10 protein-coding genes are annotated in these 12,757 nt (G+C 57.8%); 2 read left to right on the top strand and 8 right to left on the bottom strand.

Annotated features, from left to right (window positions below):
* Positions 1-77 precede the first annotated feature (77 nt).
* From AC3ZVB_RS17750 to AC3ZVB_RS17730, 5 genes are all read right to left on the bottom strand, one after another.
* Positions 78-1,307, bottom strand: coding sequence for a nucleoside recognition domain-containing protein (locus AC3ZVB_RS17750; RefSeq protein ID WP_194690817.1), 1,230 nt, complete (start codon positions 1,305-1,307; stop codon positions 78-80).
* 214 nt (positions 1,308-1,521) lie between these two features.
* Positions 1,522-2,853, bottom strand: a complete 1,332-nt coding sequence (gene gltP, locus AC3ZVB_RS17745; protein ID WP_162438875.1) for a glutamate/aspartate:proton symporter GltP — start codon at positions 2,851-2,853, stop codon at positions 1,522-1,524.
* Positions 2,854-3,567: 714 nt separating this feature from the next.
* Positions 3,568-4,032 carry an inhibitor of vertebrate lysozyme family protein gene (locus tag AC3ZVB_RS17740; protein WP_490147290.1) on the bottom strand — a complete coding sequence of 155 codons (465 nt, stop codon included), beginning with the start codon at positions 4,030-4,032 and terminating at the stop codon, positions 3,568-3,570.
* A 2-nt stretch (positions 4,033-4,034) separates the two neighbouring features.
* Positions 4,035-4,199, bottom strand: a complete 165-nt coding sequence (locus tag AC3ZVB_RS17735; protein ID WP_003177151.1) for a DUF1328 domain-containing protein — start codon at positions 4,197-4,199, stop codon at positions 4,035-4,037.
* Between the two features lie 80 nt (positions 4,200-4,279).
* Entirely contained in the window at positions 4,280-4,567 is a 288-nt protein-coding gene (locus tag AC3ZVB_RS17730) for a hypothetical protein (RefSeq protein ID WP_162438877.1), read from the bottom strand.
* A 433-nt stretch (positions 4,568-5,000) separates the two neighbouring features.
* On the opposite strand from AC3ZVB_RS17730, the gene algB reads away from it, so the two are divergent.
* Both algB and AC3ZVB_RS17720 read left to right on the top strand, forming a co-directional pair.
* Positions 5,001-6,347: a sigma-54-dependent response regulator transcription factor AlgB gene (algB, locus tag AC3ZVB_RS17725; RefSeq protein WP_162438878.1), complete on the top strand. Its 1,347-nt coding sequence runs from the start codon at positions 5,001-5,003 to the stop codon at positions 6,345-6,347.
* A 10-nt stretch (positions 6,348-6,357) separates the two neighbouring features.
* Complete coding sequence (locus AC3ZVB_RS17720) at positions 6,358-8,148, top strand: KinB sensor domain-containing domain (RefSeq protein ID WP_490147289.1); 1,791 nt, start codon at positions 6,358-6,360, stop codon at positions 8,146-8,148.
* 7 nt (positions 8,149-8,155) lie between these two features.
* Here the strand turns inward: AC3ZVB_RS17720 and AC3ZVB_RS17715 are convergent, their stop codons facing one another.
* The 3 genes from AC3ZVB_RS17715 to AC3ZVB_RS17705 all read right to left on the bottom strand — a co-directional run bounded on the left by AC3ZVB_RS17715 (position 8,156) and on the right by AC3ZVB_RS17705 (position 12,757).
* Positions 8,156-9,769, bottom strand: a complete 1,614-nt coding sequence (locus AC3ZVB_RS17715) for an EAL domain-containing protein (RefSeq protein WP_162438880.1) — start codon at positions 9,767-9,769, stop codon at positions 8,156-8,158.
* Between the two features lie 76 nt (positions 9,770-9,845).
* Positions 9,846-10,625 (bottom strand): N-acetylmuramoyl-L-alanine amidase, encoded by a 780-nt coding sequence (locus AC3ZVB_RS17710; RefSeq protein ID WP_194690813.1) that lies wholly within the window; start codon positions 10,623-10,625, stop codon positions 9,846-9,848.
* Between the two features lie 104 nt (positions 10,626-10,729).
* A complete protein-coding gene (locus tag AC3ZVB_RS17705; protein ID WP_490147288.1) occupies positions 10,730-12,757 on the bottom strand; it encodes a diguanylate cyclase in 2,028 nt (675 codons plus the stop codon).

Genomic DNA, 12,757 nt, shown 5'->3' with positions numbered 1-12,757 from the left:
TGCGCAGCGGCCCCCGAGGGCGGTCCTGCGACACGCAACGCAGCCTCGTGCCTCGGCAGCTGCTACAAGGATTGTGATCAGCCGAAGAACCAGTAGCACACGCCGATAGCGGCGAGCACACCGGCCAGTTCCGCCAGCAGCGCGCAGCCCACAGCGTGCCGCGCGCGCTGGATACCCACCGCGCCGAAGTACACCGCCAATACATAGAACGTCGTTTCAGTGCTGCCCTGGATCGTCGCCGCCACCAGCGCCGGGAAGCTGTCGACCCCGGACGTTTTCATGGTTTCGATCAACATCGCCCGGGCGGCGCTGCCCGAGAATGGCTTGACCATTGCTGTCGGCAGCGCGTCGACGAAGCGTGTGTCCCAACCCGCCCACTCCACCAGATGCCGAATGCCGTCGAGACCAAAATCCAGCGCACCGGAGGCCCGCAGTACGCCGACCGCGCAGAGCATCGCCACCAGATACGGCAACAGATTCTTCGCTACGTCGAAGCCTTCTTTCGCCCCTTCGACGAAGGCTTCGTACACCTTCACTTTGCGCAAGGCGCCGATCACCAGAAACAACATGATCAGGCCAAACAGCGTCAGGTTGCCCAGGATCGAGGACAAACCGGCCAGAGCGGTGGCTGAGAGGGTCGCCAGCAAAGCCATGAAGCCGCCGAGGGCCAGGGCACCGGGGATCAGATAGGCAAGCACCACTGGGTCCCACAGGCGCAGGCGCTGCATGAACGCGACGGACAGCAGGCCCACCAGCGTTGAGCAACTGGTGGCCAACAGGATGGGCAGGAACACCAGCGTCGGGTCGGGTGCGCCTTGCTGGGCGCGGTACATGAAGATGGTCACCGGCAGCAGCGTCAATGACGAGGCGTTGAGCACCAGAAAGAGAATTTGCGCGTTACTGGCAATGGTCGGGCTGGGGTTGAGCTCCTGCAACGCTTTCATGGCCTTCAGGCCGATGGGCGTGGCGGCGTTGTCGAGGCCCAGGCCGTTGGCGGCGAAGTTGAGGGTGATCAGGCCGATGGCCGGGTGGCCCGCCGGGACTTCCGGCATCAGGCGAAGGAACAGTGGCCCCAGGGCTTTCGCCAGCCAATCGACGATCCCGGCTTTTTCGGCTATGCGCAGAAACCCGAGCCAAAGGGTGAGGGTGCCGAACAGCAGCACCATGACTTCGACCGACAATTTGGCCATGGCGAAAATGCTCTCTACCATCGCCGCGAAGATCCCGGCGTTGCCGCCGATCAGCCATTGCGCCAGTGCCGAAACGGCAGCCACGATGAAGAAGCCAAGCCACAGGCCATTAAGCATCAGTCAAATCCCCCGAAGAATGCGGCGAATGATAGCGGGGTAGCCAGAAACGACAAACCCCGGATTTCTCCGGGGTTTGTCTACGACTGTGGGCACCCAATCACAGGGTTGGCCTCAATCTACTGTAGGAGCTGCCGAAGGCTGCGATCTTTTGATCTTGCCTTTAAAACAGAATCAAAAGATCGCAGCCTGCGGCAGCTCCTACAAGGGTGTGTCAATTACTGGAAATCTCGCCAGCCGGCAGCTTTTCCTTGCTGCGCCAGTGCGGCAGGGAGTTCCAGTAGCGCTCGCCCTTGGCGTCGTCGTACATGCCTTCCCAGCGGGAGATGACCAATACCGCCAAGGCATTGCCGATCACGTTCAACGCGGTACGTGCCATGTCCATGATGCGGTCGACACCGGCGATAAATGCCAGGCCTTCCAGCGGAATACCCACGCTGCCCAGTGTGGCCAGCAGCACCACGAAGGACACACCCGGTACGCCGGCGATGCCTTTGGAGGTGACCATCAAGGTCAGTACCAGCAGCAACTGCTGGCTGATGGACAGGTCGATGCCGTACAGCTGGGCAATGAAAATTGCCGCGATGCTTTGATAAAGCGTCGAACCGTCCAGGTTGAACGAATAGCCGGTCGGCACCACGAAGCTGCAAATGGCCTTCGGCGCGCCGTAGGCTTCCATCTTCTCGATAACGCGTGGCAGCACGGTTTCCGAACTGGCGGTGGAGTAGGCCAGCACCAGCTCATCCTTGAAGATGCGCATCAGTTTGAGCACCGAGAAACCGAACAGGCGAGCAATCAGGCCCAGCACCACAAAGGCGAAGAAGGCAATAGCGACGTAAACCAGGATGACCAGTTTGGCCAGCGGGATCAGGGAAGCGAAGCCGAAGTTGGCAACCGTCACCGCGATCAGTGCGAACACGCCGATCGGGGCGTAGTTCATGATCATGTGGGTAACTTTGAACATGCTTTCCGATACGCCCTGGAACATTTTTACCAGGGGTTCGCGCAAGTCGGCTTGCAGGCTCGACAGACCAAGACCGAACAATACCGAGAAGAAGATGATCGGCAGCATCTCGCCACGGGCCATTGCCGCGAAGATGTTCGACGGGATCAGGTTGAGGATGGTTTCGATGAACGCATGTTCATGCTGAACCTCGGCAGCAGTCGCCTGGTACTTGGAAATATCCACGGTACCCAGGGTGCTCATGTCGATGCCGGTGCCCGGGTGGAACACGTTTGCCAGCACCAGACCTACCACAATAGCGATCGTGGTGACGATCTCGAAGTAGATGATGGTCTTCAGACCGATACGTCCGAGTTTCTTCGCGTCGCCAACACCGGCGATGCCGACGATCAGCGAGGAGATGACGATCGGAATCACGATCATCTTGATCAGACGGATAAAGATATCGCCCGCGGGTTGAAGGACGTTACTGATCCACCAGGCTTTTTCGGCACTGAAATGGTTGAGCAGCGCACCGATTGCAATCCCCAATACCAGACCGATCAGGATCTGCCAGGCGAGGCTAAGCTTTGCCTTCTTCATATCTTTACCCTTACTTGCGTTTGACTCAGGCAGATGCGCGGAACTGGAACGCTCGTGGCGAAAAAGTCTTGTGCATCTGCCTCCGTATAAGGTGCCCCGAAGCGCGTGTTTGCGGCTCTCTGGCAGGCGAAAAAAGGCGCAACTATTCCGATGCAAGGAAGCGACGTCTAATGCCGTAAACGCCTACCCTATGCCGAATCGGCATGAGCTTTTTTAAGTGAAACTCGCGTCCCAACCGGTTCGAATACGACATTTCGGCAGGCATAAGTGCCGTGAACCGGCCATCACAGAGCAGGTTGAGTGTTTTTTGATCAGGTGAGGTGAGGGGGTTTTGGGGTTGAAATCGGACAATCCGACAGGAAGATACCGTTGAAAAATCAGGCAATTTTTCTCGATGTACGGTCGTGACGAAACACCGCGAAAAGTATTTTTTGGGAAAGTTGATTCGAATTGTAGAAAAGAGAAGCTCAACCGAGCGGTTGGCCTAGTATCGATGCCTCAGTTGCATAAGCTCTCCGCAAGTCCGTCGATGCCTATCACCGGCGAACTTGCGTCGCAGCTATTCCTGACCCGGTCCTTTCGCAAGTACTCCCTGTACTCGTAGGTCACTCCGCCCCTGAAACAGGCAGAACATCCCGACCCCTTGGTCATGCGTCTACCTTCCTCGGGTAGCGCATTGGAAAGATGCCATTTGGCCTCTTTCTTGTTACAAACTCAGTACCAGTTCGGATCTTTCTTCAGTTGTTCCATCAACAGCTTTTGCATGCCCTCGTCCGGCTTTCCAAGGAAGCGATAGTCGGCATGTCGTGTAGGCGACTTGTCGGCTGGCAACCCGGCAGGCACTTCGACCAGCATGGCGTATGCATCCTGTTTGTCGAAGCTGACGGCGACGATCAAGCGCTTGTTGAGACAGGTCGCCTGCGTTTCGCAAAGCGGTCCAACGAGGTACTTTTCGCCATCTTCTTCAACCGCATTCATTTGCTCGGCGTCGCCGGACAGGTTCATGACCCATTCCGGCAGGCGTTCTTCCTTCTTCACCACGCCTTGCCAGGTTTCCCGGTATTGCGGGTCAGTGTTCAGCAACTCGTTGACCCGCGCCTGGCCGTCATTGGCCGCCATCGCCATGGCACTACCGCCCAAGAGCAGGGCGGCTGCCAGTGTCTTTAACGAAACGCTCATGTTCAGCCTCGACCGCGACGGCCAAAGAAGAACGAAGCAATGAACATCACCAGGAACACGACAAAGAGAATCTTGGCGATACCCGTGGCGGTGCCCGCGATACCACCGAAGCCGAGTACGGCGGCGATGATGGCAATGATCAAGAATGTGATTGCCCAGCTCAACATGGTGATTCTCCTTACGCTTCTATTAGAGGTAGTGCTTGGTGGTGCGTTTCCCGGCGCATCGAACGCGCCAAGTTCGTGAGTTAGAACACCCAGCGTTCCTGACGTGGCATCTCATCCACAGGCTGAGCCTGGTCGACGTCCATCATTCGCAGCGGGGTTGTGTCAGCCTGATTGCTGCTGACGGCACTGAAGTGGGTCTGAGTCGGATGCTTGAGCGACACGTGTGGCGCTTCTGGCTGCTGGCTCTGCTCCCAGAGAAGAAACTGTTGGCCGCCGATCAGAGTGATCAAAAGAGCGAGCATGGCGAACAGACCTTGCTGGATATGCAGTGGCGAGATGCGCAATTGGGCGGCACGTTGGCGATTCATCCGGAAACTCCTCCCACTCTGGTGGTGATCTTGTTGTGGGCGATGGTTTTGCCCTGATTAACCAGAGTATTGCAGCCTGCATGCCAGCTTTTTGATGAGAATTAATTCTTTAAAATCAACAACTTAACAGATAGTTAAAAATTGCATTGAACGCATCCTGCACGATGGGCTCTCTACGGTCGTGCGTAATGCACGATAATGCCGTAGGAACTTTCATTCTTTTTGAATTGAGAGGAGGGCGCAGATGTCAGAAAAGGATGTGGGCAACGGCTTAACGCTCTGATTTTCGATAAAAAACTAAAGAAATCAGGCCATTGGCTGGGATTCGCTTAGATAGCTACCCTGTCAGAGATGGAAAGGCACAGAATCAACCATGCAACTTGCCCGATTTTTCCGGGACTAACCAAGATCATTCAGAAAGGAGCGTAGGAAAATGGAGTCAGCCACTGAGCATCAAGGCCGCATTCTGCTGGTGGACGACGAATCCGCCATCCTGCGAACTTTCCGTTATTGCCTCGAAGACGAGGGCTACAGTGTCGCTACTGCCAACAGCGCAGCCCAGGCGGATGCATTACTGCAACGCCAGGTGTTCGACCTGTGCTTTCTCGATCTGCGGCTAGGCGAAGACAACGGCCTTGATGTACTCGCACAGATGCGCATTCAGGCCCCGTGGATGCGGGTCGTCATTGTCACGGCTCACTCTGCCGTTGACACGGCTGTAGATGCCATTCAGGCGGGTGCCGCCGATTATCTGGTCAAGCCTTGCAGCCCTGATCAGTTGCGCCTTGCGACGGCCAAACAGTTGGAAGTTCGGCAATTGTCGGCGCGTCTGGAAGCGCTGGAAGGTGAAATTCGCAAGCCCAAGGATGGCCTGGATTCCCACAGCCCGGCGATGAAAGTAGTGCTTGAAACAGCGCGCCAGGTGGCCAGTACCGATGCGAACATCCTGATTCTCGGTGAGTCCGGTACAGGTAAGGGTGAGCTGTCCCAGGCCATTCATGGCTGGAGCAAGCGGGCTAAAAAATCCTGCGTAACTATCAATTGCCCGTCCTTAACCGCCGAGTTGATGGAGAGCGAACTGTTTGGTCACAGCCGTGGTGCGTTCACAGGCGCAAGCGAAAGTACCTTGGGGCGTGTGAATCAGGCTGACGGCGGAACACTGTTTCTCGACGAGATCGGCGACTTTCCTCTCACGTTGCAGCCAAAATTGCTTCGTTTCATTCAAGACAAAGAATATGAGCGTGTCGGTGATCCGGTGACCCGCCGCGCCGATGTGCGAATCCTCGCAGCGACCAACCTTAACCTTGAAGACATGGTGCGCGACGGGCGCTTCCGTGAAGACCTGCTCTACCGCCTGAATGTCATTACCTTGCACTTGCCGCCATTGCGGGAACGTCGCGAAGACATCCTGAACCTGGCTGATCGTTTCCTGGCGCGCTTCGTCAAGGAATACGCGCGCCCGGCTCGCGGCTTCAGCGACGAGGCTCGGGAAGCGCTGCTGAGCTACCGTTGGCCAGGCAACATTCGCGAACTGCGCAACGTCGTGGAGCGGGCGAGCATTATCTGTCCGCAGGAGCGTGTAGAGATCAGCCACCTGGGCATGGCCGAAACACCGGTCAACAGCGCGCCACGCATCGGCGCCGCGTTGAGTCTGGACGAATTGGAGAAGGCCCACATCGGTGCAGTCCTGGCCACGGCGGATACGCTGGACCAAGCCGCTAAAACACTGGGCATCGACGCTTCGACGCTGTATCGCAAACGCAAGCAGTACAACCTGTGAGTCATCCCCGATGAAACTGGCGATGAAGTTGCGCACCCGGCTCTTCCTGAGTATTTCGGCGCTGGTCACGGTTGCGCTACTTGGGCTGTTGCTCGGTCTGGTCAGTGTGATGCAGATGGCCAGCTCCCAGGAAGCGCTAGTGCGCAACAACTTTGCGACCCTGGATTTGGGGCTGAAACTGAGGCAAACCCTGGGCGATCAATTGATCGTCATGCTCAGCGAAAAACCCGACGACGGGGCCTTCGAGAGATCCAGGCAGAAGTATTTCGAGCTGCTTGATGAAGGTATCGCCCATGAGCAGAAGGGCGATGGCATTCAGTATGGTTTTAGCCAGGCCAAGGCGGATTATCAGAGCTTTCTCGAGGCCTACACACAGTCGCGTGATACGACCCACGTACTGAGTGGCAATGAGGCGCTCACTGAAAAATTCAATGCGCTGCGCAATGGTTTGCTTACCGAGCACAAGCGTGCGCTGGATAACATTAATGAAACCCAGCGCAGCGCGCGCGACCGGGCGTTATTGGTCGCGGGACTGCTGGGGTTGGTCGGACTCGCGGTGCTGATCATAGGTTTTGTTACCGCTCACGCCATTGCCAGGCGTTTCGGTGCGCCCATCGAAGCGTTAGCCCAAGCCGCAGACAATATAGGCCAGGGCAATTTCGAAGTGACACTGCCGATTTCATCGGCGGAGGAAATGAACCTGCTTACCAAGCGCTTCGGGATGATGGCCGAGGCATTGCGCGAGCATCAGGCCACGAACATCGATGAATTGCTCGCGGGGCAGCAGCGTTTGCAGGCGGTCCTCGACAGCATTGATGACGGGTTGCTGATGATCGACCGTGAAGGGTATCTGGAGCATTTGAACCCCGTCGCTCAACGGCAGTTGGGTTGGGACGCTGATCGACTTGGCCAGGGATTGGGCTCTGCCCTCGAACGCCCCGAGCTGGATGAGCAGCTGCAATTGGTTCTGCGCGGCGGCACGCTTGAGCGTGCACCGGAGGATCTGAGTTTCGAGGTCGATGGTGAGTCGCGGCTGCTGACGTATAGCCTGACGCCGGTCAGCCATACGCAGGGTCATATTCTCGGTGCCGTGATGGTGCTGCATGACGTGACCGAGCAGCGTGCCTTCGAGCGGGTGCGCAGCGAGTTCGTGTTACGCGCTTCCCATGAGTTGCGAACCCCGGTCACGGGGATGCACATGGCCTTCGGCCTGTTCCGGGAACGGGCGAAATTTCCTGAAGATTCACGCGAAGCCGATCTGCTGGATACCGTGAATGAAGAGATGCAGCGGTTGATGCAATTGATCAACGATCTGCTGAACTTCTCTCGTTACCAGAACGGATTGCAAAAGCTCACGCTGGCGCCATGTTCCATCGACGAGTTGCTGGAAGAGGCGCGGTTGCGGTTCTCCGGGGCGGCACAGGATAGCGGTATCGATCTGCTGGTTGAAGTGCAGGGTCCGTTGCCCAGGCTGCAGGCTGATAAGGCCCAGCTGGATCGCGTGCTCGATAACCTGATTGATAATGCGTTGCGCCACACCGGACCGGACGGGCAGATCCGTTTGCAAGCCCGGCGCCATGGCGAGCGCGTCATCATCAGCGTCGAGGATAACGGCGAAGGCATTGCCTACGGACAACAGGGACGGATCTTCGAGCCCTTTGTGCAGGTGGGCCGCAAGAAGGGCGGCGCGGGGCTCGGTCTGGCGCTGTGCAAGGAGATCGTGCAGTTGCACGGCGGGCGGATGGGCGTTTATTCGCGGCCAGGGCAGGGCACGCAGTTCTATATGGCGCTGGCGGTTTAAAGTGGGTTCACGCTTCGTCGTCGAGGCGTCTACCGGCCAAGCGGCGACCCCGGGTAATCAGCTCAATGAACTGAACTGCGCTTAACGCATGGGCGAATAGCCAGCCCTGGCCGTACTTAACGCCTTCGCTACTCAGGAATGCGGCTTGGGATTCCAGTTCGATCCCCTCGGCAATCACTTTGAGTTGCAGGGCCTGGGCCATGTGGATGATGTGCGGGGCAACACCGCTGCTGGCGGCGTCGTGGCCCAGCGCATCGATGAATGCCTTATCGATCTTCAGGCAGTCCACTGGCAAGGTCTGCAGGTAGGCGAGGCTGCAATAGCCGGTGCCGAAGTCATCGATCAGAACTTGATGCCCGACATCTCGCAAGGCTTGCAGGTTTTCCCTGGCCACTACCACGTCGATCAATCCCCGCTCGGTTACCTCAAACGCAATCTGCTGCGCTGCGACCCGGTGCAGGGTCAGCAAACGCGCCATCACTTGTCCGATACGGGGCACCATGACGTCGCATGCCGCCAGGTTGACCGAGATGTACAGCTTTGGATTGGCTCGCAGTAGCTGTCCCAGTTGCTCAAGCAATCGCTGCAAGACGAAGTCGGTCATCTGCCGGATCTGACCGGTATTCTCTGCCATGGGAATGAACAGGTCGGGGCTGGTCAGGGTTCCATCCGGTCGACGCCAGCGCAGCAAGGCTTCTGCCCCGACACAATTACGGCTGTCGAGGTCGAAGATCGGTTGATACAACACCTGCAACTCGCCCCTGCGTATGGCGCCATTGAGCTCGGCATCCAGTGACTGTCGCTGACGGACCAGCAGGAACACCAGGAAACCCATGAAGCAGCCGAGCAACACGCTGGCTGGCAGCAACCACCACCACACTGCAGGCACGTGAATAACAGTGCGAGGTGAGATGAGCACGAGTTGATACGCGGGATTATTGGTGGGCATGCGGTAGATCAAACTGGTTTGCGTGATCTGCAACGCATCGCGGCTTTTTGGTGGCCAGCCTTCTGGAGGCGGCCAGGCTTGTGCGACGCCCAGAACAGGGATCGCTCGAGCGCCACGGTCGAGCACCACCAGCAGGCTGCTACCCGGCGACAGATCGACCATGTCGGTCAAGTGCCCGCGAGAAGTGGCGACGCGGAAGTTGCCACGTCCGAGCATCAAGGCCGCGCGGTTTTCGTCGGGCTCGGTCGTGGTGTTTAGCCAGTAACTGTACGTGGGGCCTGTGATATCAGGCGGTCTGCTCATCGATAGCCCTTCCTGGCGAGGACGGTTGGAGCAGATCCGGGAGGCGTCCATGTAGGCGGCTTCGTAAACGAAGCGGTAGTTGAAGGTGACTTGCTGCAGGGTGGCGATCATTTCGTCGTCACAGCGCCTGAGCGGCTGGGCTTCAAGGTCGTCGAGGCTTTCGCGCAGCTGTCCGAAGAGTTGCTCCAGGCGGGCGAGAAATCGCTCGCCCTGGGCGTTCATTTCTTCGCTTTCGTTTTGGTCGACCTGGTGTACGGCAACGAAAAGACTGCCTGCCATCAGCAGTGTCGCGCTCAAGACAGCCGCCAGCGTCGCCAAAAACCAAGGGCGATAGAACCAGCTACGCAATGCCTCTCGAGCAGCAGCCATCAGTGAACATCCGAAGAATTACCAATGAGTTATAGCTGCTGATTGAGAAAAAGCGTTGACCGTCGGGCGGGCGTCATTATTTTGTCTGATTCAAAACCTGTAGCAGCGCTGCGGTCTGGGCATCCGGTGTTCCGTCGAAGCGGGTAGGCCGGAAGTGCATCTGGAACGCGGCGATCACATGGCGAGTCGCTACATCCAGCTCACCGGTTTGCGGGGTGCTGTAACCCAGGCGCGCCAATTGACTCTGGAACCAGCCGATTGCCGGTAATTGGGTTTCGAATCGTGGCTGAAGGCGCGACACGGCCTGCTCGTTCGGCCACACGCCCAGACCTTCTGCTGCCAGACGTTTCCAAGGGAACAGCGGGCCAGGATCGAGTTTTCTCAGCGGTGCAATATCGCTATGGCCGATGATGCTGTGGGGATTGATGGCGTAACGCTTGCTGATGTCCTTGAGCAGGGCGATCAAGGACTGGATCTGATCTTCGCTGTAGGGGTACCACAGGCGTCCGGTTGGCGTGTCTTTGAAACCCGGATTGACGATTTCGATGCCAATGGAGCTTGAGTTCAACCAGGTTCTGCCTTGCCACTCACTTTCCCCGGCATGCCAGGCGCGGAGGTTTTCATCCATCAGTTTGTAAATGGTGGCGCCCTTGTCGTCACCGATCAGGTAGTGGCTGCTGACTTCGCCATGGGTCAGCAACTGGAGCGAGCGCTCGAGCGATGCAGAGGTGTAATGCACCACCACGAACTGTATACGACTGTCGTGATTGGCGGAGGCGTGGCTGGTGTCATATCGCGGGCCGCTGGCGCAACCGGCCAATAGGACCAGCGAAACGAGTAGGGCTAAATATTTCATGGTGAAAGGCATTACACACAAAGACGATAATGCAACAGTGTAACGTACTGCCTTGATCTCTGAGGGCTACGCTGCGTATTTAAACAAAATGGAACATTTTGTCTTCAGCCCGGCTCGACGCGGTTCCTGCCGGCATGTTTCGCGCGATATAACGCCTGATCGGCTCTTTTGAGCACCACATCGCTGTGTTCGCCTGCTTTGAAAGCGGTCAAACCCACTGAGACAGTGATGGTCACCGGCTCGCCCTTGAAGTGGAAAGGGCAGGCTTCAACCGCAGCGCGTAAGGTTTCGAGCAGTTTCACACCTGTCGTAAGCGCTGTGGCGGGTATCAGCAAGACGAACTCTTCACCGCCAAACCGGGCGATGAAATCAGATCCACGCAGGCGCTTGCGCAGTACGTTCGCAATGATCTTCAGAACCTTGTCGCCGGCCAAGTGGCCGTAGTTATCGTTGATGCGCTTGAAATGGTCGAGATCCAGCATGGCCAGCAACAGCGTGTTGCCGTGTTGTTGCCACTGGCTGATTTCGTGATCCAGCCGTTCGTTCCAGGCGGCGCGGTTGGGCAATCCGGTCAGCGGGTCGATCAAGGCTTTCTGACGCTGCTCCTCCAGGTGTTCGCGAAAACCCAGGGCTTCCTGTTCCATGTGGGCCACTCGATCCGCGAGGCCCTGCAGGCGGGTTGCCACTTCCTGCTCACGCTGGTCGCGCTGTTTCTGGTGATGATCGAGCGTGCCGAGCAGACCTTCGAGATGGTTTTCCAGTACATGCTTGAGATCGTCCAGATCCGCGGCCTCTTGCACACTGCTTTGCAAGCCATCGACCTGCTCACGGATCTGAGTGTCCATCTCGCGTGCGGCGGATCGGCTGTCAGCATGGCCATCGCTGGCGGCCTGCAGGTTGTTCTGAAACGCTTCGAGGCGCTCGTTGAGCTGCTGCAGGTACGTTTCGAACTCGTGCTGCCCACTGCCGGTGATGGCCAGCATCAAGGTGGCCAGGTCGTCGAGGATCGGGATCAACTCGTACCAATTCAAACCGTTTTGCAGGCGATGACGCATCGCTTCAGCTTGCGGGCGATGGCGTTCAGGGAGTGTCAAATCGTCGAGCAGGCCGAGTAGGGTGTCTTCAATATGCTTGGCGACAGAGCTGTAGGTAGGCTCGGGTGAGACAGGCAGCGCGTAGTGCGCGTCATGTTCCGGTGGCTGCGGATTGATGGCGACCGATTCCGGCACCGTGTCGGCGGGTATCGGCTGGCTATCGATGACGTCCAGAGAATCAGGTTCGCTGGAAATGATTGAGGCGTGGGTGTCAGCGTCAGCTTTGGTGGTCGGCACCGGCGGCTCTTTGGTCTTCTCGACGTCCGGTAGCTCCGTTGGCGGTGGTGAAGTTTTGAGCTGCGGCTGCGGTGCAGCCTGAACAGGCACGGCCGCTTGAGGCTCGTTCACCACGGGATCAAGTGCGGCAACCGGCGCGATGACGGGGATCGGTTTTACGGGTTCCTCAACGGTGAGTACAGTCTGCGCAGTCTCTACAGTCGATGCGCGAACGGCTTCCACTGGTTGCGCAGAGGGCAGCTGCACCGAAGCAGAGAGGGGGGCGACCTCATCTGTCTCACGGGTACCGAACAATCGCTGAAGCAAACCAGGGCGGCCAAGTTCTTCCGGGCTTTCAAGTTGGCTAAGGGCCTTGCCTTGCAAACCGCTCAATTCGCTCAGCAGCAACGGCATCTCACGTGCCTGCCCGACACGTGCATCAAGTTGCTTGGCGAATTGTTTGAGGGGCCTGGCCACTTCTCGTGGGAGCGGCAGGGTTTGCAACTGAGCAACCAGCGCCGTCAGTGCGGCGCTCGTTTGGTTGACCCGGGTTTCACGGCGTTGTTCAGAGTCGAGAACGGCTTTTTCCAGACGCGGGAGGAGGGCGGCGAGTCCGGCATCCATGTCATCGGTGCGCACGACGTCGCGCATTTCCTTCATGCATTCGTCAACTGCGCGATCAGTACCCTCTGCCGCCAGCGTGCTGCGTACGAGCCCGCGCCGCAGCAAGTCGAGGCGGGCATCCCAACGGCGTTCAAGTTTTTCCTGTTGTTCGATGCTTTGAAGGTACTTCTCTTTCCAACGCTGTGCTTCGTCGCTCAT

The sequence above is a fragment of the Pseudomonas sp. MDV22-iso1 genome, assembly GCF_058145095.1.
The sequence above is the reverse complement of the archived record's forward strand: the minus strand, read 5'-3'. Positions and strand labels throughout refer to the sequence as shown.

Coding starts and splice junctions, on each gene's coding strand:
- AC3ZVB_RS17750 (WP_194690817.1), bottom strand. CDS start 1,307: ATGCTTAATGGCCTGTGGCTTGGCTTCTTCATCGTGGCTGCCGTTTCG.
- algB (WP_162438878.1), top strand. CDS start 5,001: ATGGAGTCAGCCACTGAGCATCAAGGCCGCATTCTGCTGGTGGACGAC.
- AC3ZVB_RS17730 (WP_162438877.1), bottom strand. CDS start 4,567: ATGAATCGCCAACGTGCCGCCCAATTGCGCATCTCGCCACTGCATATC.
- AC3ZVB_RS17715 (WP_162438880.1), bottom strand. CDS start 9,769: ATGGCTGCTGCTCGAGAGGCATTGCGTAGCTGGTTCTATCGCCCTTGG.
- AC3ZVB_RS17705 (WP_490147288.1), bottom strand. CDS start 12,757: ATGAGCGACGAAGCACAGCGTTGGAAAGAGAAGTACCTTCAAAGCATC.
- AC3ZVB_RS17720 (WP_490147289.1), top strand. CDS start 6,358: ATGAAACTGGCGATGAAGTTGCGCACCCGGCTCTTCCTGAGTATTTCG.
- AC3ZVB_RS17735 (WP_003177151.1), bottom strand. CDS start 4,199: ATGTTGAGCTGGGCAATCACATTCTTGATCATTGCCATCATCGCCGCC.
- AC3ZVB_RS17710 (WP_194690813.1), bottom strand. CDS start 10,625: ATGAAATATTTAGCCCTACTCGTTTCGCTGGTCCTATTGGCCGGTTGC.
- gltP (WP_162438875.1), bottom strand. CDS start 2,853: ATGAAGAAGGCAAAGCTTAGCCTCGCCTGGCAGATCCTGATCGGTCTG.
- AC3ZVB_RS17740 (WP_490147290.1), bottom strand. CDS start 4,032: ATGAGCGTTTCGTTAAAGACACTGGCAGCCGCCCTGCTCTTGGGCGGT.